Source organism: Erysipelothrix urinaevulpis, from assembly GCF_009828835.1.
Taxonomy (GTDB): domain Bacteria; phylum Bacillota_I; class Bacilli_A; order Erysipelotrichales; family Erysipelotrichaceae; genus Erysipelothrix; species Erysipelothrix urinaevulpis.
Window position 1 is genome coordinate 14,024 of sequence record NZ_WTTB01000006.1, and the last position, 20,575, is coordinate 34,598.

22 protein-coding genes and 1 riboswitch are annotated in these 20,575 nt (G+C 34.5%); of the genes, 18 read left to right on the forward strand and 4 right to left on the reverse strand.

Annotated features, from left to right (window positions below; translation table 11 throughout):
* Complete coding sequence (gene proC / locus GVV10_RS07275; protein WP_159521184.1) at window positions 1-774, forward strand: pyrroline-5-carboxylate reductase; 774 nt, start codon at window positions 1-3, stop codon at window positions 772-774.
* On the opposite strand, the gene GVV10_RS07280 is transcribed toward proC, so the two are convergent.
* Together GVV10_RS07280 and proB are read right to left on the reverse strand one after the other, a co-directional pair.
* Window positions 771-2,003, reverse strand: coding sequence for a glutamate-5-semialdehyde dehydrogenase (locus tag GVV10_RS07280; RefSeq protein ID WP_159521186.1), 1,233 nt, complete (start codon window positions 2,001-2,003; stop codon window positions 771-773). The genes proC and GVV10_RS07280 overlap by 4 nt on opposite strands.
* Before the next feature lie 9 nt (window positions 2,004-2,012).
* A complete protein-coding gene (gene proB, locus GVV10_RS07285) occupies window positions 2,013-2,840 on the reverse strand; it encodes a glutamate 5-kinase (RefSeq protein WP_159521188.1) in 828 nt (275 codons plus the stop codon).
* A gap of 134 nt (window positions 2,841-2,974) precedes the next feature.
* Here proB and GVV10_RS07290 point away from each other — a divergent pair, with 134 nt between their 5' ends.
* The 11 genes from GVV10_RS07290 to GVV10_RS07340 all read left to right on the forward strand — a co-directional run bounded on the left by GVV10_RS07290 (window position 2,975) and on the right by GVV10_RS07340 (window position 12,771).
* A complete protein-coding gene (locus GVV10_RS07290; RefSeq protein WP_201290018.1) occupies window positions 2,975-3,484 on the forward strand; it encodes a hypothetical protein in 510 nt (169 codons plus the stop codon).
* Window positions 3,474-4,517: a hypothetical protein gene (locus GVV10_RS07295; RefSeq protein ID WP_159521192.1), complete on the forward strand. Its 1,044-nt coding sequence runs from the start codon at window positions 3,474-3,476 to the stop codon at window positions 4,515-4,517. The genes GVV10_RS07290 and GVV10_RS07295 overlap by 11 nt, the downstream gene beginning before the upstream one ends.
* Before the next feature lie 144 nt (window positions 4,518-4,661).
* Window positions 4,662-5,855: a coenzyme F420-0:L-glutamate ligase gene (locus tag GVV10_RS07300; protein ID WP_159521194.1), complete on the forward strand. Its 1,194-nt coding sequence runs from the start codon at window positions 4,662-4,664 to the stop codon at window positions 5,853-5,855.
* Between the two features lie 45 nt (window positions 5,856-5,900).
* The gene (rlmN, locus tag GVV10_RS07305) at window positions 5,901-6,950 is read left to right on the forward strand and encodes a 23S rRNA (adenine(2503)-C(2))-methyltransferase RlmN (RefSeq protein WP_159521196.1); all 1,050 of its coding nucleotides are present in this window, start codon (window positions 5,901-5,903) and stop codon (window positions 6,948-6,950) included.
* A 182-nt stretch (window positions 6,951-7,132) separates the two neighbouring features.
* On the forward strand, window positions 7,133-7,906 hold the full coding sequence (locus GVV10_RS07310) for an ABC transporter permease (protein ID WP_159521198.1): 774 nt from the start codon (window positions 7,133-7,135) through the stop codon (window positions 7,904-7,906).
* 11 nt (window positions 7,907-7,917) lie between these two features.
* Window positions 7,918-8,928 carry a taurine ABC transporter substrate-binding protein gene (locus tag GVV10_RS07315; protein WP_159521200.1) on the forward strand — a complete coding sequence of 337 codons (1,011 nt, stop codon included), beginning with the start codon at window positions 7,918-7,920 and terminating at the stop codon, window positions 8,926-8,928.
* Window positions 8,929-8,930: 2 nt separating this feature from the next.
* Entirely contained in the window at window positions 8,931-9,719 is a 789-nt protein-coding gene (locus GVV10_RS07320) for an ABC transporter ATP-binding protein (protein WP_201290019.1), read from the forward strand.
* A gap of 77 nt (window positions 9,720-9,796) precedes the next feature.
* On the forward strand, window positions 9,797-10,057 hold the full coding sequence (locus tag GVV10_RS07325) for a helix-turn-helix domain-containing protein (RefSeq protein WP_159521202.1): 261 nt from the start codon (window positions 9,797-9,799) through the stop codon (window positions 10,055-10,057).
* A gap of 80 nt (window positions 10,058-10,137) precedes the next feature.
* Window positions 10,138-10,239, forward strand: a riboswitch (purine riboswitch).
* 63 nt (window positions 10,240-10,302) lie between these two features.
* Window positions 10,303-11,679, forward strand: a complete 1,377-nt coding sequence (locus GVV10_RS07330; RefSeq protein WP_159521204.1) for an NCS2 family permease — start codon at window positions 10,303-10,305, stop codon at window positions 11,677-11,679.
* Between the two features lie 8 nt (window positions 11,680-11,687).
* Window positions 11,688-12,251 (forward strand): phosphoribosyltransferase family protein, encoded by a 564-nt coding sequence (locus tag GVV10_RS07335; RefSeq protein ID WP_159521206.1) that lies wholly within the window; start codon window positions 11,688-11,690, stop codon window positions 12,249-12,251.
* 40 nt (window positions 12,252-12,291) lie between these two features.
* Complete coding sequence (locus GVV10_RS07340) at window positions 12,292-12,771, forward strand: LURP-one-related/scramblase family protein (RefSeq protein ID WP_159521208.1); 480 nt, start codon at window positions 12,292-12,294, stop codon at window positions 12,769-12,771.
* 31 nt (window positions 12,772-12,802) lie between these two features.
* On the opposite strand, the gene GVV10_RS07345 is transcribed toward GVV10_RS07340, so the two are convergent.
* Entirely contained in the window at window positions 12,803-13,909 is a 1,107-nt protein-coding gene (locus GVV10_RS07345) for a glycosyltransferase (protein ID WP_159521210.1), read from the reverse strand.
* A gap of 185 nt (window positions 13,910-14,094) precedes the next feature.
* On the opposite strand from GVV10_RS07345, the gene GVV10_RS07350 reads away from it, so the two are divergent.
* The 5 genes from GVV10_RS07350 to GVV10_RS09605 all read left to right on the forward strand — a co-directional run bounded on the left by GVV10_RS07350 (window position 14,095) and on the right by GVV10_RS09605 (window position 17,310).
* Window positions 14,095-15,258, forward strand: coding sequence for a cation:proton antiporter (locus GVV10_RS07350; RefSeq protein ID WP_159521212.1), 1,164 nt, complete (start codon window positions 14,095-14,097; stop codon window positions 15,256-15,258).
* A gap of 39 nt (window positions 15,259-15,297) precedes the next feature.
* Complete coding sequence (locus tag GVV10_RS07355; RefSeq protein ID WP_159521214.1) at window positions 15,298-15,648, forward strand: P-II family nitrogen regulator; 351 nt, start codon at window positions 15,298-15,300, stop codon at window positions 15,646-15,648.
* A gap of 392 nt (window positions 15,649-16,040) precedes the next feature.
* Window positions 16,041-16,205, forward strand: a complete 165-nt coding sequence (locus GVV10_RS07360; RefSeq protein WP_159521216.1) for a hypothetical protein — start codon at window positions 16,041-16,043, stop codon at window positions 16,203-16,205.
* A 17-nt stretch (window positions 16,206-16,222) separates the two neighbouring features.
* A complete protein-coding gene (locus tag GVV10_RS07365) occupies window positions 16,223-17,041 on the forward strand; it encodes a hypothetical protein (protein ID WP_159521218.1) in 819 nt (272 codons plus the stop codon).
* A 41-nt stretch (window positions 17,042-17,082) separates the two neighbouring features.
* Window positions 17,083-17,310: a transposase gene (locus GVV10_RS09605; RefSeq protein ID WP_159521461.1), complete on the forward strand. Its 228-nt coding sequence runs from the start codon at window positions 17,083-17,085 to the stop codon at window positions 17,308-17,310.
* Between the two features lie 96 nt (window positions 17,311-17,406).
* Here GVV10_RS09605 and GVV10_RS07375 read toward each other — a convergent pair whose 3' ends face one another.
* A complete protein-coding gene (locus tag GVV10_RS07375; protein ID WP_159521220.1) occupies window positions 17,407-18,759 on the reverse strand; it encodes an MATE family efflux transporter in 1,353 nt (450 codons plus the stop codon).
* 128 nt (window positions 18,760-18,887) lie between these two features.
* On the opposite strand from GVV10_RS07375, the gene GVV10_RS07380 reads away from it, so the two are divergent.
* Window positions 18,888-20,534 carry a MutS-related protein gene (locus tag GVV10_RS07380; protein ID WP_159521221.1) on the forward strand — a complete coding sequence of 549 codons (1,647 nt, stop codon included), beginning with the start codon at window positions 18,888-18,890 and terminating at the stop codon, window positions 20,532-20,534.
* The last annotated feature ends 41 nt before the right edge of the window (window positions 20,535-20,575 follow it).

Below are 20,575 nucleotides of genomic sequence, written 5' to 3' on the forward strand. Positions count from 1 at the left end.
GTGAAAATAGGATTTATTGGTGTTGGAAACATGGCAAGTGCAATTATTCAAGGAATTGAGCAAAAAGAGTCTGTCTATATTAGTGGGAGAACATTTGCGTCAACAAAAGAAAAAGCAGACCAGCTAGGTGTTCATCCGAGTGCAAATCATCGTGAATGTGTTGGTGATGTTGATGTTGTAGTTTTAGGTGTTAAACCTGAGATACTGGATGAAGTTTTGCTTGAAATAAAAGATGAATTGCATGGAAAAGTGGTTGTTTCTATTGCAGCTAAACGATCGATTGAATGGATTGAATCGATCCTAGGTCACTGTCCAATTATAAGGGTGATGCCAAACTTAAATGTTAAGATTCAAGAAGGTGTCTGTGCGATTTGTCATAATGATCAAGTCTTGAAAAAACACTTAGATTTTGTTGTGAATGTCTTTTCAAATTTAGGTGAGGTTGTGATGCTTGATGAATCACAGTTCAGTGGCTTTATTGGAATCTCTGGAAGTATGCCTGCGTTTATATTTAAATTTATACACGAGGCGGCAAAATCTGTTCAAAGTGAAAATATTGATTATGAAAAGGCTGTAAGGATCATTGCGGATACAATGATTGGAAGTGGGAAACTAGTGAAGGAAAGTGACGATGATTTAGAAACACTGATTCAGAAAGTTTCATCTCCCAATGGAACGACCGTTGAGGGGACCAAAAAACTTGATGAACTTGATTTTGGATTTGTTCTTGATCAAGCGATTCAAGCAACCATAGAAAAAGATAAAAAGGGTTAGACGCGAGTCTGACCCTTTCCTTTTACAATGTATTTATAAGATGTGAGTTGTTTAAGTCCCATCGGACCACGAGCATGTAATTTTTGAGTTGAAATTCCTATTTCAGCACCAAAACCAAATTCAGAACCATCCGTAAAACGTGTCGATGCATTGACATAAACGGTTGAACTATCAATGAGTCGTGTGAACATGTCGCTTGTTTCTTGATTGTTTGTGATGATAGCGTCTGAGTGTTTAGTGTTATGTTCATTGATATGGTCAACAGCTTGTTGAAGTGAAGAAACTGTTTTGACTGACATTGCCTTGCTTAAATATTCGGTATAGAAATCAAGGGGTGTTGCTTGGGTAAAACTTGGAACAATCGCTTGAGCTTTTGTGTCTGCGAAGAATTCAACATCGTGTAGTTGCTCTGCTAGCATTGGCAAGAAAGTTTTGGCAATGGCTTCATGAACGACCAAGGATTCCATGGCATTGCATACACCTAATCGTTGACATTTAGCATTCTCTATGATGGCAAGAGCCATGGTAAGATCAGCATCTTTATCGACATAAATATGACAATTACCTGCACCTGTTTCAATGACGGGGATTGTGCTGTGTTTTAAAACTGCTTTAATTAATCCTTGTGACCCTCGTGGAATTAATACATCGATGTATTGGTCCATTTTCATCATGGCTTGGGTTGCTTGTCGATCGGTTGATTGAATGCATTGGATAATAAAAGGGTTGAGCTTGTTTTGTGATAAGGTCTTTTGAATGATTGCTTCAAAGGCTAGATTACTATGAATTGCTTCTTTACCACCTTTGAGAATAACTGTGTTTCCTGCTTTAAAACAAAGTCCAAATGCATCCACTGTTACATTAGGTCTTGATTCATAAATAATTCCAATCACGCCTAATGGAACAGACACCTTCTCAATTATCAAACCATTTTCAGGATGATAGGTCTCTAAGATTTCTTGAAGAGGGTCATCCATTATGCTTAATTTAACCAAGCCATCTGCAATGTCTTTAATTCGGTTTGGATTAAGTTTGAGTCGATCAATCATTGCATCATCAAGCTCTTGACTTTGGGCAGTCTCAAGGTCTTTTTTATTGGCCTTAAGAATGTCTTCTTGATGATGAAGCAATGCTGATGCAATATCCTTTAAAACGTCATTTTTTTTACTTGCACTAAGTTGTGCTGACTCAGTAGCAGCTTTCTTAGCGTTTAGTCCAATTGTTTCCATTGTTCCTCCTTATAAATAATCGTCTATATCAAAACTTTCGTTGGCATGGCCTTTGAAAAAAGTTCCGACATTTTTTCCTTCGATAATATCGTACAAGATATCTAAGTTGTTTCCGCTGGCTAAAATCATGTCTGCACCATAATTATTCACAATTATACCGGCCTCAATTTTAGCGCTCATACCCCCAGTTCCAACTGATGAGGATGATGTTTCTTTTCCCATTAAGCGATGGTCATTTGATATTTTTTCGACATATTCTATTAATTTGGCATCCGGGTTTTCGCTGGGATCATCGGTATAAAAGCCATCAATATCTGATAAGATAATTAATAATTCAGCCTCTACCATTGCTAGAACATAGGCACTGAGATGATCATTGTCCCCAAATTCGATTTCGTGAGTAGCAACCGTATCATTCTCATTCACAATTGGAATGACGCCCATGGCTAACAGTTCATTAAAGGTATTTTTTGCATTCATTCGACTTTCTTCTTTAAACATCGTATGTTTTGTTAAGAGCACTTGAGCTACTGTTTGGTTATATTCTGAAAACAAGCGTTGATAGGTCATCATTAATTTAGCTTGTCCAATGGCTGCAAGTGCTTGTTTCTTGGGCATTTCAACAGGAATTGACTGCAAGTTTAGAGCTTTACGTCCCACTGCTTGGGCTCCAGAAGACACCAGAATTATTTCTTTTCCCTTGCTTTTCAAATCCGATAAGACTCGCACTAACTGTTCTAATTTACGATAATCAAGATCACCTGACTCTTTGTGTGTCAGTGAAGAAGACCCTATTTTCACGACTATTCTTTTTGCATTTATCATACTATTTCTCATCTTAAAACCTCGCTTTAATTGTGTATATCATACACTAATAAGAAGGATAAATAAACTTTTGACCCTAATTTGAAAAAAAGTATGTAATCAAAGTTAAGGCATGATAAACTTAGTGAAGAAAGGGGATGTTTATGATGAGTGAAAAAGCAAATCAAAAAACAAGCTCTATAGAAGATGTAGGTATTGAATCCGTTGAGAGTATCTTAAAGGATATTGAAGATTTAAAAACTAAAATAAAAAAGAGTGAATCACATTTAAGTCAAGAAGACATGGATACATTAAGAGGAAAACTTAATTCAATTTTACCGATTAAAGGCATAAAATTGTTCTTTTCGGTGTTTGTTGTTATCGCCATGGTTTTTATGGTGATTACGTTGATTTATACCTTTTGGTCCCATCAAAAAATAATTGCGAATCTGAATGAATTAAGTGTCATGAGTCGTTTGGTCAATGAAGGATTATTGACGTTGAATGTCCCTGTTATTAACCAACAACTGACAAGAATGATTCAAGAATTAAATTTCTTTGGTTATTTGGTGTTGTTTACACTCGTGTTTAGCCTTATATTGACAGGCATCGTGAGCCTTACTTCGTTTTTCCAATCGAAGAAAACAAATACTGAGGTGATTGAGCATGAACACTAAAAGAATGTCTAATATTTTGACGCTTGCGAATGTTATTGCACTCTTATCGCTTTATAGTGTTTATAATGCAATCATCACTAAACCGTATCGACCCGTATTTATTTTAGAATATATTAAAATCATGATTGTCTTTACTGTGTTGCTGTTGTTCTTCAATGGGTTGGTGTTTGTTAAAACAAAACAAAAGAACAAAGGACACGGAAACAAAAATCGTTTTGGACCACTTTTTATGACTGTTGTGCTCGCCGGGTCTTTGTTTTACCTAGGGTATCACTATCAACAGTTTAATGTTGAGGTGCGTCCCGTTATAATTGATGGATTTGAAACCTTTGCGTATACGAATAAAAAACTTAACGAAAATGGCATTTTCGAAGTGAATTTCTATTTATCCAATCATGAGAACGAACGCTATATTACGACAAATCCAATCTTAACACGTTATTATCAAGAACAGTTTTTGGATAGTTATTTTGACGAACCACAGTTTTTTGTTTCAGAAATTAAACGGTCATGGTTAGCTTTACCCAAAGAGGATGAAAAAGAATCACAAATTCCTAGCATCAACAGTTATGAAAATGATTCATTAACGAACGATAGTTTTAAATTTATTGTTGAAACAGATCATGGAAAAATAGGGTTTAAAGTTTTGGATCGTGCCATGTCAGCAGAGTTAATTGGCGCATATCAATTTGATGAATTAAACAATGAATGGGTCAGCATTAAAACCATTGAGAAAACAGATGAGATTCATGATGTTTTTATGATTGATGATCTTGTCTTTATAAATTACGGATCACATCATGAAAAAACGATGTCACTTTATCGAACGGATATGAGTTTTGAGAGGTTGGAACGACTTGAGGTTCCCTTTGTTAAGCCAAGTGATGTGTATGTTCATTCGATAAAGAAGAATAATGAAACCTTACAGATGGTAGCGGGATCACCCAAATGGGATCAAGGGGATACCGAAACAATCTATGAATCCAAGGATCAAGGAAAAACATGGGTATTTATTGAAACACGTAAAATATAAGCTAAATCAACACAATCCCTGGGGAAACAGAGCAAGCTTGAAAAAAAGACTCATGAACAACGTTTTTTATTGAAGAAAAGCAAGAAAAGTGTTATTATAATTGCTGTGATAAAAACAAGACTGCGAAAGAAGAGGTCGTTAACATTGAAAAGAAAAGTAGGAACTGTTTCTAGAGGCGTGCGTTGCCCGATAATTCGTGAAGGTGACGATATTTCAAAAATCGTGTGTGATAGTGTGATTGAAGCATCAAAAGCATCAGGATATGACATTCTTGATCAAGATATTGTGGGGCTAACAGAATCAATTTTAGCTAGAGCACAAGGAAATTATGCAAGTATTGATGCAATCGCCAAGGATATAAATAATAAAGTGGAAAATGAAACACTAGCTGTCATTTTTCCTATCTTTTCGAGAAACCGATTCTCTACAGTTTTAAAGGGAATTGCGAAATCAAATAAAAAAATTATATTGATGTTGCAATATCCATCGGATGAAGTTGGAAACTCTTTAATTACATTAGATCAATTGGATGAATCAGGTGTGAATCCATACAGTGATGTCTTAAGTCTTGAAGAATTCCGTCATCATTTTGGGAATTCCAAACATTCTTTTACAGGTGTTGATTATATTGATTTATATAAAGGAATTATTGAAGAGGCCGGTGCTGAAGCAGAAATCGTCTTTGCAAATGATCCACGTGCAGCTTTAGAATATTCTCATTCTATTTTAGCGTGTGATGTTCATTCGAATCAGAGAACCAAACGAATATTAAAAGAAAACGGTGCTAAATTAGTGCTTGGATTAAATGATATCCTGACTGATTCAGTGGATGGTAGTGGCTATAATAAAGTGTATGGCTTACTTGGATCCAATAAATCGACTGAAGATTCTGTTAAATTGTTTCCACGAGATAGTTTTTCTGTCGTTAATGCGATCCAAGCTGAATTTTATGAACGAACTGGAAAACAGGTCGAAGTCATTGTTTATGGTGATGGCGCGTTCAAAGATCCAATGGGTGAGATTTGGGAATTGGCTGATCCAACAGTTGCTCCTGGCTTTACGCGTGGACTTGAAGGGACACCAAGTGAAATCAAACTTAAATATTTAGCGGACAATGATTATCAAGACTTAAAAGGTGAAGCCTTACAAAAAGCAATTACAAAACAAATTAAAGAAAAAGAAACAACAAATGTTGATAGTCGAGAAGCACAAGGAACAACGCCACGTCGCATTGTTGACTTAGTCGGTTCACTTTGTGATTTGACCAGTGGATCTGGAGACAAAGGGACACCAATTGTTCACATACAAGGATATTTTGATAATTACTCAAGTGAATAGACCTACTTTATTGTAGGTTTTTTCATTTAAAGGAAGGAAGATACGATGAAATCTATTTATAATTATGATTTAAAAAATTTAGAAATTAAGTTAACAAAACTGGGTGAGAAGCCGTTTCGAGCGAAACAGGTCTTTTCATGGTTGTATGAGAAACGTGTTGACTCATTTGATGAAATGACAAACTTAAGTTTTGATTTACGTGAAAAACTTAAAGAAAACTTTGTTTTAAATACGTTGAAATTAGTCAAACAACAAACCGCTGCTGATGAAACAAGCAAATATCTTCTGGAGTGTGAAGATGGTGCTTTAATTGAAACAGTTTTAATGAAGCATGATTATGGTTATAGTGTCTGTGTGACATCACAAGTTGGCTGTGCGATGGGGTGTAAGTTTTGCGCTTCAGGTTTATTGAAAGCGAAACGAAATCTTAGTGCAGGTGAACTTGTTAATCAGATTATGTTTGTTCAAAAAGATTTGGATAAACGTGAGAAGCGTGTAAGTCATATAGTTGTGATGGGAATTGGTGAGCCGTTTATGAACTATCCGAATGTGATGGAGTTTATTGCCTGTGTTAACAATGACAAAGGCCTTAATATTGGAGCTCGTCATATTACCATATCAACGTGTGGAATTGCCCCTGTTATCAAACGATTTGCGGATGAAATGAGTCAAGTAAATTTAGCAATTTCCTTGCATGCACCCAATGATGCGTTGCGTTCCCAAATTATGCCCGTCAATGATATGTTTAATTTAGAAGAATTATTTGAAGCACTTCATTATTATCAAAAGAAGAGCAATCGTCGTTTAACCTTTGAATATATTTTAATAGATGGTGTGAATGATACCCTTCAACAAGCCAAAGAACTCGTTGAATTAGTTAAATCAATGAATGCTTATGTCAATTTAATTCCATATAATGAAGTGGAAGAAAATCCATTTAGACCAACTCAGCCTAAGAATGCTGCAGCATTTTATGATTATTTAAAACGTCACAATGTTCAATGTGTAATTCGTCGTGAAAAGGGGAGCGAGATTGATGCGGCGTGTGGTCAACTTCGCGCGAATGTTGAAAAACAAAGAAGTGCTAGACGGTAAAGTACACATTAATTATACCTTCTTGCTCTTATAGTTAATGAAGTGTCGAATAAAAAGATAGAGTGTATAAATTGTAACTCTTAGCGTAATAACGCTAGGAGTTTTTTTTGAAAATTGTAAAAATAAGTTCTATCTATGTTAAAATGATAATGATTATAATTTATATGGAGAAGAGGATTGAAATGAACAAAAACAAGAAAAGTCATCCACTGATTAGTGTGACAACTTGGCTTGTAATTATTGCTTTTTGGACAATAAGTACAAATACTGGGATGGTTTCATCACAACTATTACCATCACCACAACAAGTATTCAAAGCGTTTATAATGATATTGAGTGAAGGATATAATTCGATTCCTTTCTGGGAACATCTTGGAATTAGTTTTTATCGCTTATTTTTAGCGGTGATTTTAGCATTGGTGATGGCAATTCCATTGGGATTGCTCAGTGGTTATTTCTCTAAATTTAGAGCGGTGATTGATTCATTGGTTAGTTTTTATCGTCCATTACCACCCCTTGCCTATTATATGTTATTGATTTTATGGCTAGGTATCGATGAAGAATCCAAAGTTACCTTATTATTCTTAGCTTCGTTTGCACCGATATATATTGCTTGTTCATCAGCCGTTTCTCGTGTTGATGAAACATTTGTTTTAAGTGCTAAGTCAATGGGAGCGACCAATGCTCAGGTATTCTTTACGATTGTTGTGCCAGCAACGTTGCCTGATATTTTCATTGGTGTTAGAACGGCGGTTGGTGTTGCATATACAACATTAGTTTCAGCCGAAATGGTTGCAGCTACTTCTGGTTTAGGGTGGATGGTGATTGATGCTTCTCGTTACTTAAAAAGTGATGTGATGTTTGTGGGGATTATCATCATGGGATTGACAGGGATTTTAATCGATTTCTTATTAAAAAAACTTGAAACAAAGATTGTATTTTGGGCAGGAAAGTAGGAGGACTTGATATGAAGAAGAAACTAATTGTGATGCTAGTGTTGTCGTTTATTTTAACAGCGTGTGGTGGTAAAACTGAAGACGCTAACAATAAAGTTAGAATTGGAATTATTCGAGTTCCAAATGACAAAACAGTTGCTATTTCTATGAATTATTTTAAAGAGTATTTTAATGATAAAGGATTTGAGACCGAATTTATTTTCTTTGATTCAGGGGTTGCAGCGAATCAAGCCTTTTCATCAGGGAGTATTGACTTTGCAGAGATGGGTCATACAAATGGAGTTGTTGCTTTAGCAAATAATTTACCCGTGAAGCTGATTTGGATTCATGAAGTTTTAGGAAGTAATGAAGCGCTTGTGGTTAAAGAAGGGTCCAATATTCAGTCGATTAAAGATTTAGAAGGTAAAAAAATCGCGACCACCTTCAGTTCAACATCCCATCTTAGTTTACTTAAAGCACTAGAAAAAGAAGGCATTGATAAAAAAGTCGAACTTTTGGATATGCAAACTGCAGAAATCGTTGCGGCATGGGAACGTGGTGACATTCAAGCTGCTTATTCATGGGAACCTGGATTATCAAAACTTAAAGAGAGTGGGTCTGTGTTAATTGATAGTGAAATGTTGGCAAATGATGGAATTGTCACTGCTAACATTGACTTAGTTCATACTAATTTTATTGAAAAACATCCTGAACTTGTTGTTGATTATATAAAAACACTTGATAAAGCAGTGAGTTTATATAAAAATAAGCCAGCAAAGGCGATCGATGGAGCTTCAAAACAATTGGGATTGAGTGTGGAGGATACCAAAACTCAAATGCAAGGTACTGTTTGGCTCAATGCAGATCAACAACTATCCAAGGACTATTTAGGAACAAGTAAGCAACCTGGGCATTTTCATACAGTGTTCTATCAAACAGGAGAGTTTTTAAAAGCTCAAGGGAATATATCAGAAATTCCAACGATGGAAGCGATTCACGAGTTTATTGATTCAAGCTTTATTGAGAAAGCGCTAGGCCAATAAACATGGAAAAAGAAAAGCAAGCAATGATTTCGATTCATGATGTTACGGTCAGATATGATGGTCAAAAAGGGGAAACGTTGGCAATTGATCAAGTAAATTTAAATATCTATAAGGGTGACTTTATTGTTTTACTTGGTCCTTCTGGATGCGGTAAGAGTACATTGCTTAACCTTGTGGCTGGTTATCATCAAGCAAGTCAAGGGGATGTTTTAATGTATGGGAAAGAAATTAGTGGTCCTAACAAAAATCGGGGGGTTGTTTTTCAATCAACCAACCTGTATCCATGGCTCAGTGTTCGACAAAATATTGAGTACGGACTCAATATTGCGAAAATAGATAAACCCTTAAGAACTCAAAAAAGTGATGAATATCTTAAAGCCATCAATTTAGAAAACTATGCGAATCATTATCCTTTTGAATTATCAGGGGGCATGCAACAACGTGTAGCCTTAGCACGAACTTTAATTAATGAGCCTGAAATACTATTGATGGATGAGCCGTTTGGGGCATTAGACGCCATGACACGTGTTAACATGCAAAGTCTATTAAGGAAGTTGTGGAATAATGGAAAGCAAACATTTTTCTTGATAACCCATGACATTGATGAAGCGTTATTGTTAGGATCAAGAGTGTTAGTTATGTCAAAGAATCCTGGAACAATTGTTGAAGAATTCAAATTAGACTTTCATCAAAAAGCATTGATGGATAAAAATTATAATTCATTGTTGGATGAAGAATTTGTGGATGTTAAAAACCGAATTCTCCAAATCATTGCGAATGAGTCATTGTAAGTAGAAATAATAATTTCTACTTTTTTAATGGAACAAGGTTGAAACATGTTAAACTAAGAACAAAAGGGGATGAAGAAATGAATCATTTTAGTCTTAACTTAAAAAAGATCAGACAAGCCAAGCGTATGAGTTTAGAAGAACTTGCCTTAAAAACGAATTACGAGCTTGATGTTTTACATGGAATTGAAGAGGGTGTCTTAGAACCTGATATTCATTTATTAGTTTTAATGAGTGATGTCTTAAGATCAAATCCCAATGAATTATTGGGGTATAGTTTAACAAGTTATTCGAGTGTTTATGATGTGAAAGATATCCATACTGTTTCAAAGAATCAGTGATAAATATAAGCCAGGGTCGTGGCGTAAGCGCTTAACTTAAGGAAAAAATGAATACATCTTGATGATGTGTAAATTAAGTGATAGGATAAGTGCATAAACTCCATATAATTCTGGTAATATGGTCCGGAAGTTTCTACTTATATCCCGTAAAGATATAAACTATGGCAACAGTCGAAAACGATGTAAGAAGTCGTCTTTCTTCTTTTGCCATTAACATGGCAGTTTAATGAGAAGGAGAGAGATATATGTACGATTTCTTAAATCGTTTTTTTGGTATTGAGGCGTCAGGTTCTACGCTAAAAAGAGAACTAACAGGAGGATTAACAGCATTTTTATCAATGTCTTATGTTATCTTTGTTAATCCAATTATTTTAAGTGATGCAGGGATGCCGAAAGATGCGGTCTTTATGGCAACGATTATTTCTTCGGCAATTGCGATGTTGATTATGGGACTTTATGCTAAGTTTCCACTTGGTATTGCACCGTGTATGTCGATGAATGCATTCTTTGCCTATTCGGTTGTTATGCACATGGGGATGCCTTGGCAAGATGCTTTAGCAACTGTCTTAATATCGTCTGTTTTATTTACTATTTTAGGATTCAGTGGACTACGTACTAAAATTATTAAAGCGATTCCGATGGAAATAAAGCAAGCAGGAACCGTTGGTTTGGGAATTTTTATTGCTTTTGTAAGTTTTAAAAATGTTGGAATTATTGTTGCTGATCCAGGTATGATGATTACATTTGGTGGTTTTAATAATCCGAATGTTATTATTGCATTTGTTGGTTTAATTGTTGCGTCGTTTTTCTTGGTTCGCAAGAATCAGTATGCTGTATTTTATGGTATGATTGGTGCCGCGGTTTGTGGTCTACTCATTCGTTTAGGTGTCTCTAATGGCTTCTTTTCATTCAGTGAGGAGATTGTTGCATCCTTACCTACATTACCTCAAGGCGGTCCATTAGCGTTTCCTATTGAACCGATTAAAACAATGGTTAATGAAACACTCTTTGTGAGTTTTAAAAGTCTTGGAAATATTTTAAATATGCGAGGCATCATTGTAACCTTAACATTCTTATTCTTAGATTTCTTTGGTACAGCGACAACCTTATCAGCAGCAGCTTCACAAATTCCAGATTTATCTCAAGAAGAATTTGAAGGAAATTCAAAAATTTATGTTGCAGATGCTTTAGGAAGTTTTGCTGGTTCCATCTTCGGTACTTCGAACTTGTCAACCTATATTGAATCCGTCTCAGGGATTATTGCTGGTGCTCGAACAGGATTGATGGCGGTTGTGACTGCTCTTCTATTTTTATTGTCAATATTCATCTATCCTATGTTATCATTAGTAACAGCAGCTGTAACAACACCAGCTATGGTTTTAATTGGGGTCTTTATGATGCAAAATATTGATCAAATTAACTGGAAAGGCGGCTATGAAATAATAATTCCATCGTTTTTGATTATTGTGATGATGCCGTTAACAGGTTCAATTGCTTTAGGCTTAACACTTGGTTTTATTTCGTGGGAATTGTGCATGATATTTGCTGGTAAGTTTAAAGAAATTCCATCAACCATGCATTTTATATTCCTAATTTCAATTGCTTATATAGCAACATTATAGGGAGGCATATGGAGTACTTAAAAAAGATTATCACAGACAATGCGATTGTGAGAAGTGAAAAGATTTTAGATGTTAAAGGATTTTTAAATGAGCAGGTTGATCCTGTTGTCATGAATAAAATTGGTCAAGATTTTGCGTTGCAGTTTAGAAACTATGATTTTGATGCGTTTATTACTGTTGAAGCATCGGGAATTGCACCAGCCATTTTTGCAAGCTATCACATCGATAAACCGTTAATTATTCTTAAAAAAGAAGATGATGTTAAAGAAGGTGTTGAACAAAAACACTGTTTCTCATACACAAAAAATAAAGAGTATTATTTATCAGTGAGTAAAGAAAGAATCACGAATCAAAAATTCATTTTAATTGATGATTTTTTAGCTGAAGGTAATGTTGTCTTAAATGTTAAAGAAATGTTAGAGAATAATGGTTCATCTTTATTAGCAGCGGGTATTTGTATTTCTAAAGATTTTCAAAATGGCTATCAACGATTAACTGAAATGGGGTTTGACTTATATTGCCAGGCTCAGGTTAAGGGACTTAATCCTAAAAGTAATAAAGTTCTTTTCTAAGTTCAATTTGTCCTTTATAATGAAGTAAAGGAGGGACATTATGAAATTTTATATAAAACAAAAGGTATTTACACTTGGGGAAAAATTCACAGTTAAAAATGAATTTGGTGAGGATGTATATTTTGTTGAAGGAAGTTTCTTTACCTTTCCCAAAAACTTTAAAATTACCAATGTATTTGGTGAAACAGTTTGTGAAATTGAACGTCAAATGTTTCGATTATTTGGTCACTACAATATCATGACGTCATCGAAAACAATCACTTTAAAACGAGAATTTTCATTCTTTCGAGCTAATTATAGTATTCTAGGCATTGATTGGCATCTTCAGGGTGATTTCTTTGATCATAATTATCAAGTGTTGTCGGGATCAAGTCCAGTTTTATCACTAAGTAAGCATTGGTTTACCTGGGGTGATAGTTATGAACTTGATATTCCTGATCATGAGGATGAAGTATTGGCGTTAGCGATAGCGATTTGTATTGATGAAGAAATTGAACGTGATCAAAGCTCACATAATTAAAAAACTAGGACCTTGGTATCTTGCCAAAGTTCTAGTTTTCTTTTGTCATCGATTCATAAATTTTAAAGAGTTTGTAGACATCTGTTTTTTCATCAAATCCGTGTTTTTTAATTTGTAAAGCTTGGCTTTTTCGAGCATTGTAAGGATGATTTAAAATCTCTGGAATCCAAGGTTTAACCTCATCAATTGGAAGATAAGAAATGTTTTCACTGACTTGACTAAGAAGCGGTACTTTGGTTGAGGCGATACAAAATAACCCGGAACTTTGTGCTTCAATTAAAACATACCCAAGGCCTTCAAACAAGGATGGGAGTAAGAAAACATCCATTGCTTGGTAATAGTCCTCTATATTATCAACAACGCCCATAAAATGTACGGATGATTGAAGATTGAGGTCCACGGTTTTTTGTCGGATATCATTGACTAACGGTCCAGTCCCCAATAATAACAGGACGGCATTCTCTTTTTCTTTTTTGAGTTCAAAAAATACATCCAGTAAAAACTCATGGTTTTTTTCAAAGGTAAACCGTCCGGCGTGTCCAACAACAAATTTATCATCAAGATCAAGGGTATGACGCATTGATGAACGAATGTCTTCATTATAATCGAAAAGTTCCAAATCGATGCCATTTTTTAGGACGATAAATGGTTGGTTTCCATAGAGAAATTCACCCGCTTCGTTGGAACAAGCAATCATAAGATCAGCATCGTTTTTAATTTTAGTCTTTTGATGTTCTTTAAAACGAATCAGCCATTTATTTTCAACAAAATGCTTGTTGGCGTGGGAATGGGAAATAAACTGTTTAATGTTCATGTTTCTAAAAAAACGAAAAACTAAATGGTTTAATGCATTCATGTGACTGTGTAGTATGTCATAGTGTTTGTTTTTAATGGTTTTTAAAATGCTTCGAATGCTTTGATGTTTATATTTTAAATCAATGGGACGGTAGGGGATACGGTAGATAATTGAACCACTACTGAGAATTTCATCATCGTAAAATCCCTTGGTACACCCAAATACTAAAAAATCAATGTGAATATCAAAGGCTTTAGCTTGGCGAAATACATTCATCATGTATGCTTCTGTTCCGGCTTTTTCTAGCGTTCCACCGTGAACAAAGAGTACGTTTATGCTCATGATTTTCCTACTTTCTTAACTTAGTTTCAATTATACCATTAATTAACGATAAGTCGGAAAAAAGGCTCTGAAAGCCCTTAAATAAGCGTTTTTCTTGACAAAACACATAAATGTAATTATACTATGTTGCGGACAGTGCGGCTCTATTATGCTGCACTTCACTACTTAGGAGGAGGTCTTTGTTTTTGACAATTTTTATAAAATTAGCATTGCTATTAGTTTTTGGATTACTTGGAGCTAGGGTGGCTCATCGACTGAGATTACCCAATGTTACCGGTTATCTAATTGGGGGATTATTTTTAGGTCCATCATTCCTAAAAGTTATCACTGCCAGCGATGTTCCAATGGTAAACTTCATAAATGAAATTGCTTTATCAGCGATTGCATTCAATATTGGAGGAGCCTTTCTATACAAAGACTTCAAAAAATTGGGAAAAGAAATTTTTATGATAACAGTTGCGGAAGTAGTCGGAGTAGTTGCTGTTGTTTTTATCATTATGTACTTCATCATGGGACAACATTTTGTCTTTAGTTTGATTGTGGCATCAATGTCAGCAGCGACAGCGCCTGCAGGAACCATGATGGTTATTCAACAATATCGAGCAAAAGGACCCATGACTGATACAATTTTACCAGTGGCTGCACTTGATGATGCACTTGGTATTATGGTCTTTGGTGTCGCATTATCACTTTCAAAAGCAACCCTTGATCCCAATGTTGGATTGAGTCTATCAATGTTTATTAAACCGCTCATTGAAATTATCGGTTCAGGTATTTTAGGGATATTGATAGGTGTAATATTTTCACGATTATCTCAAAAAACTCGAACACAAGGTGAATTGTTATCACTTGTATTCTTGATGATTTTTGCAAATACAGGATTATCACAAATGCTTGGTTTGTCATCGTTATTGAGTGGTATGTTTATTGGGGGAACCTTTATTAACATTAATCATAATGCAAAACGTGTTTTCAATTTATTGAATCAATTTACACCACCGATTAACTTACTGTTCTTTGCAATGGCAGGAGCAAGTCTTGATTTATCTATTTTAGCATCGATTGGTGTTTTAGGTTTTGCATATGTTGCTTCACGAGCGCTTGGTAAAGTTGCTGGTGCGACATTTGGAGCAAAAATAGCCGGGTCCTCGGATACCGTTGTTAAGTATTTGGGGTGGGCTTTATTGCCACAAGGTGGTGTATCGATTGGTTTATCGATGATTGTAAGTCAGGAATTGCCACAATTTAGTGAAGGCATTGTGACGCTTATCTTGTTTAGTGTCCTTATTTTCGAAGTTGCAGGTCCAGTACTTGCGAAAATTGCGTTAAGTAAGGCAAACGAAATATAGTCATTGTGGTATACTAAGTGAAAGGTGGTGTAATTAAGTATGCATACATTAGTTTTAGTTTTAAATAAAGCAGACCATTTAGAGGATATCTTAAATGGCTTAATGGAAATTGGAGTTAAAGGTGCAACAATCTTAGATAGTCAAGGAATGGGAAGTGCTATTATGGTTGGTGATGGTGAAGATTCTAGTTTCTTTGGAACCTTGAAATCAAGCTTTGATCGTGAACACCCATACAATAAAACAATTTTTACTGTGATTGAATCTGAGGAGTTACTTCATCAAGCTATGAATAAAATCAAAAAAGTTGCAGGTGACTTAAGTCAACCTGGTGAAGGATTGATGTTTGTTTTACCTGTGAGTCATGTCATGGGTTTAGCAGCTAATAAGTAAAAAAAATTGGTTAGTAATTCTCCCTTAATTGCTGATTATTCACTGAAATGTAGTTAAAGACTATCACAATGTTTTTTGTGATAGTCTTTTTAATTATTGTTTTGAGAACAAAGAGAGGGTCATAAAATCATTGTGATTTTGAACCATAAACTTCAATAGTCATCAATATAAAAGTACAGAAGTAGGAAAAATAAACCTTAAACAAAGATATAACTGCTTGAGAAATTATCTTGATACAATGATAAGCATTAAAAAATTATCCTTTTATTTTGTGAAATGCTGTACAAGTTAAAAAAATAAAGATAAGTCTTGACAAAACAAAAATCACATAATATTTTTATGCACATAGTTAATTCTATGATATACTAAATATAAGAAAAGGAGGAGCGACTATGGCAACAAGTAGTTTTACTAAAAATTTTATTATTAATGATAAACAATTTTCTGAAGCTAATAAGAGCGAACCTTTTAAAGAAAGTCCTGCTCATAAAGTGACGGGATTTGTTTCAAAATTAACTGATATTGATTCAGTTATTCTAAAAAAAGAAAAAAAATAATATTTTGAGGTGGAAATATGATTAATTATGTTTTAATTCCACTCAATCAACTAATATCCTCTGCAAATATTGCGGAGGATGTTTTATTGAAAGCGTTGAGTGAGTTTTCTTGTGAGTGTGATTTAGATCTTCAAGATTTTTTAAGAGTTCAAGCAATAAGTCGTGAAAAATCAAAAAAATCTACAACATATCTGTTTTTAGACGAAGAAAAATTAAAGACAGGAGAAATTACGGTTATGGCGTATATTTCTCATGCTTTAACTTCAATTGATGTAATGGATTTGAGTGTAAGTAAACTAAAAAAAATGTTTGGAGATAGTGTTGATAATAGAGATAATCGCTCGTCTATTCCTGCCTTTTTAATCGGTCAACTAGGAAGGTCAGATAAATATAGTACGGTGGATTTGCCTGGTTCTCGTCTCTTATACGAGTCAATATCAATCTTGAAAGAAAATAGTGAGTCGACCAGTGGAGATGTCGTAATTTTAGAGTGCAAACCTCATATGTTGCCTAGGTTCTATTCAAAATTTGGATTCCAAGAATTACCGTGTATTCACGACAATGATGGCACGTCGTTTAAAATTGCTGCTGTTTCATGTATTTTAGGGATCGTTGATTCTCCCCAACATTTAAATTATATGAAACGAAGGTGCGGTAAAATTGGTAAAGAAATCTTTGAGGAAAATAGAGAGAGATTTGGCGAAATTGAGAATATTGATATGAAATTGATTGAAGATTGTTCAATAGAGTATGCACAAAAAACTAATAATATACAAAATCCCGAACAACAACTGATTACCCTACACGGTCGTTTGTCGAAGTTTGAGTTTGTATAATCTGTTGATACGATGGAATTGAATTATGAAAATAACGATCGATACAAGATGAAGGGGATTTTGGAGACATAAAAGCAAACACAGATTATGTAAAAATACAGCGAAGAGGAAAACGAAGTGTACAAACAGAACTAACTCTTGTCGCTCTAGGCTATAATCTTGGGAAATTTCAGCAGGAAATTAAGGAAAATAAATTAAGAAAACCATCATCTTTTGAACACTATAAAGTTCTTTTAAGTGTGTCTAAGCTTGACCAGCGACTTCTTTAAAATTGCAGATTAAAGATTTTATGATAAATTAGGTAAAGAAAAAGCTATAACGATTCCGAATGTTTTATTGCATCCGTTTCGTTATAGCCCTTTTTTTTATGCAAAGTTTTGATGAGTTATTGGACCCATTGTTTTTTTGAGATGATATTTATACCATACAACCAGTATGGTACCTTTTAAGATACTGGATATACTTATACTCCACCAAACACCAGCAATTCCCATTTCTTTTGATAAAGCAACTGCCATCGGAATTCTTATGGCTGTAAAAATAATTGCGACAAGCGCTGGAATTTGAGTTTTACCTAAACCATTAAATGCCCCTACACTTAACATTTCCACACACATAAATAATTGAGAATAACCAATAGCTTGCATGTATACAATTCCATGTTCTACAACATCAGGTTCTTGAATAAATACCTTAAATATTGGCTCTGGAAAAATTATAAAAATGAGTGAAATTATGGTGCCAAATATAAAAACAAGTCGAAGCGAGACATCGTAGCCTTCTTTTACTCGCTTCATATTTTTATTCCCATAGTTTTGGCCTATAAATGCAGCGATGGCACCTTGTAGTCCACCGATTGTTACATAGGAAATGGATTCAATTTGAATACCAATCCGTTGAGCAGCCATTGCATCGGTTCCAAATTCAACAACAATGCGTGCCATTATCATGGATATACCAATAAATATAAAACGTTGACTTGCTACAGGGATCCCCATCACAATGACTTCTTTGATTTTTTTCCAATCAATGGTTTGTTGATAACTACCATCGAGTTCTTCTTGAGAGTTTTTATAAAGGAGAATAAAAATAATGATTCGTGCAATATTTGTTGCCCAAGCTGCTCCGATAACTCCCATTTTTGGAATAGGCCCCAAACCAAAGATAAATATAGGATCTAAAACAATATTAACGAAAAGACCGATCGCATTTGCTCTAAAGGTTAATCGTGTGTTCCCATAGCTTGTTAGTATCGTTACATAGGTTGCCACTAAAAATAGAAAAGGAACCCCAAATAAAGAATGACGTAGATAATCAACTGAGGTCTGGAAGATTAATGGATCATCAATCTTGAAAAAGGAAATTAATGGTTCTGCATATATATAGGTAAAAACAGAAAAAATAACAGATAAACCAATCGAAAGAAAAACACCGTTTTTAACAAATGTTTGGGAATCTTTAATGTTAGCTTCTCCTAATTTTTGAGCAATCAAGACTCCGGTTCCTGTAATAATTAAGGTTGATAATGCTTGAGCAAAGTTTATGTAAAAACCAGCGGTACCAATTGCCGTGACAGCATAACTCCCTAATTTCCCAATCCAAATCATATCGACGAGACCAAGTGCAGTTTGGATGAGATTGGATAAAACAATTGGCCAAGCAAGAGTAATGAGAACTTTCTTTATATCATCATTTAACATATCAATTGAATGTTTCATAATCCAACTCCATTTCATTTAAAAGATTGTATCATATTCATGTTTAAATAGCATCAGAAAGTCCTAAAGTTTTAGTGTGATTAAGTCTTTGATTGTCGTATAATGAAAACAGACATAGGGGGTCTTTTATGGAAACATTTGGAATATGGGTGGTTTTAGCGCTTTTTGGAACTATAATCCTTATGATTATGATTCATAGAATCACTAAAGTAAATAATATGAAGTATCTGAGTAATATATTTGGAAGTCAAGAAGACCTTGATTTGGAAAGTTATTATTATGACACAATTGATGTTGTTTTGAAGTATCAATCCCAAGACGAGATCATCGATAAACAAACATCTCATGACTTAGATATTTTAACGGTGTTTAAAAGAATTAACAGAGGTCTTTCAAGCATTGGTGATGAGTATCTCTATGGTTGGCTTCATCGTCAAAAAGCCTTAGAATTTGCAGACGAGTTTGAAGAAAAAATAAACCACTATAAAAAGAATGAGTCATCGCGTCTTCAAAATCAATTAGCTTTTTTAAGTATTGGTCGAAAGCGCAACAATGGCTTGTATGAATTTTTAAACGAACCTATTAAATATCATCAAGGTAAGTTAGGGCTTAAAGTTGTTCAAGGAGTGCTTGCAGTCATTGCTTTATTGATGGTTTTTATTAAACCAGATATTGGCATAACAATGATTACGATTGTTTTTATTATTAATTTATCAACATATTTTGGGATGAAGAAAACAACTGAACGAAATTATGCTTTACTGAAACATTATGTACGCATGGTTAAGGCTGTAAAGAAAATGGATCCATTGACTCTTGATGAAGAAACAAAAAATGCATTATCTCATTTAAGTTCAATAACTCTTTACGACACATTTTTAACGGAAACAGATTTTTCTGATATGACTGGCCTCAGTTTTATTTCAACGACATTATCAGCTTATTTTATGACACATGTAATTTCTTATGAGAAAATATTTCAAGCTGCAAAGGCGTATCAAAAAGAATCGCTCATTTTATATAATAAGATAGGTTATGAAGAAATGTGTATTAGTGTCGCGTCTTATCGTAGTACAGTTGCTCATTATACTACACCAACATTTCACGATAAAGATTATGTGCTATTTAATCACTTATACCATCCATTACTAAAAAATCCAGTCAGTTATTCCAAGCAATTAGACCATAATGTCTTATTAACGGGGTCAAATGCGAGTGGTAAATCAACGTTTGTTAAAGCTTTAGCACTTAATACTGTCTTAGCTAAGACCATTAACACTGCCTTAGCGAATGAGTTGGTTATTCGTCCTTATGTAGTTCAAACATCTATGGCTATAACTGATGATCTAGAAACGGGAGATAGTTACTTTGTTGCTGAAATAAAATCGATTCAAAAAATATTGAAACGTGTACAAAGCAATGAACATGTTATGGTAATTATTGACGAAGTACTTAAAGGGACAAATACGATCGAACGTATTGCTGCTTCATCCGCGGTTCTCAAAGAATTAGCAGGTCACCAATCTTTTGTTTGTGCTGCAAGTCATGATATAGAATTAACTCGGATTTTAGAATCGTTTTATACCAATTATCATTTTAGGGAAACGGTTGATGACAAGGGTGTTCATTTTGATTATGTTCTTCACGATGGTCCATCAAGCAGTAAAAATGCCATCAAGCTTTTAGAAACTCTTGGTTACCCAGCAGAGGTTGTAAGCAATGCTCAACATTATGCCTCTCTTTTTGAATCCAACAACCAGTGGCCAATTATATGAAATTCAAACCCAATTATTTTGGGTTTTTTTAACCGTTTATT

Coding starts and splice junctions, on each gene's coding strand:
- GVV10_RS07280 (WP_159521186.1), bottom strand. CDS start 2,003: ATGGAAACAATTGGACTAAACGCTAAGAAAGCTGCTACTGAGTCAGCA.
- proB (WP_159521188.1), bottom strand. CDS start 2,840: ATGAGAAATAGTATGATAAATGCAAAAAGAATAGTCGTGAAAATAGGG.
- GVV10_RS07290 (WP_201290018.1), top strand. CDS start 2,975: ATGAGTGAAAAAGCAAATCAAAAAACAAGCTCTATAGAAGATGTAGGT.
- GVV10_RS07295 (WP_159521192.1), top strand. CDS start 3,474: ATGAACACTAAAAGAATGTCTAATATTTTGACGCTTGCGAATGTTATT.
- rlmN (WP_159521196.1), top strand. CDS start 5,901: ATGAAATCTATTTATAATTATGATTTAAAAAATTTAGAAATTAAGTTA.
- GVV10_RS07310 (WP_159521198.1), top strand. CDS start 7,133: ATGAACAAAAACAAGAAAAGTCATCCACTGATTAGTGTGACAACTTGG.
- GVV10_RS07315 (WP_159521200.1), top strand. CDS start 7,918: ATGAAGAAGAAACTAATTGTGATGCTAGTGTTGTCGTTTATTTTAACA.
- GVV10_RS07320 (WP_201290019.1), top strand. CDS start 8,931: ATGGAAAAAGAAAAGCAAGCAATGATTTCGATTCATGATGTTACGGTC.
- GVV10_RS07325 (WP_159521202.1), top strand. CDS start 9,797: ATGAATCATTTTAGTCTTAACTTAAAAAAGATCAGACAAGCCAAGCGT.
- GVV10_RS07330 (WP_159521204.1), top strand. CDS start 10,303: ATGTACGATTTCTTAAATCGTTTTTTTGGTATTGAGGCGTCAGGTTCT.
- GVV10_RS07335 (WP_159521206.1), top strand. CDS start 11,688: ATGGAGTACTTAAAAAAGATTATCACAGACAATGCGATTGTGAGAAGT.
- GVV10_RS07340 (WP_159521208.1), top strand. CDS start 12,292: ATGAAATTTTATATAAAACAAAAGGTATTTACACTTGGGGAAAAATTC.
- GVV10_RS07345 (WP_159521210.1), bottom strand. CDS start 13,909: ATGAGCATAAACGTACTCTTTGTTCACGGTGGAACGCTAGAAAAAGCC.
- GVV10_RS07355 (WP_159521214.1), top strand. CDS start 15,298: ATGCATACATTAGTTTTAGTTTTAAATAAAGCAGACCATTTAGAGGAT.
- GVV10_RS07360 (WP_159521216.1), top strand. CDS start 16,041: ATGGCAACAAGTAGTTTTACTAAAAATTTTATTATTAATGATAAACAA.
- GVV10_RS07365 (WP_159521218.1), top strand. CDS start 16,223: ATGATTAATTATGTTTTAATTCCACTCAATCAACTAATATCCTCTGCA.
- GVV10_RS07375 (WP_159521220.1), bottom strand. CDS start 18,759: ATGAAACATTCAATTGATATGTTAAATGATGATATAAAGAAAGTTCTC.
- GVV10_RS07380 (WP_159521221.1), top strand. CDS start 18,888: ATGGAAACATTTGGAATATGGGTGGTTTTAGCGCTTTTTGGAACTATA.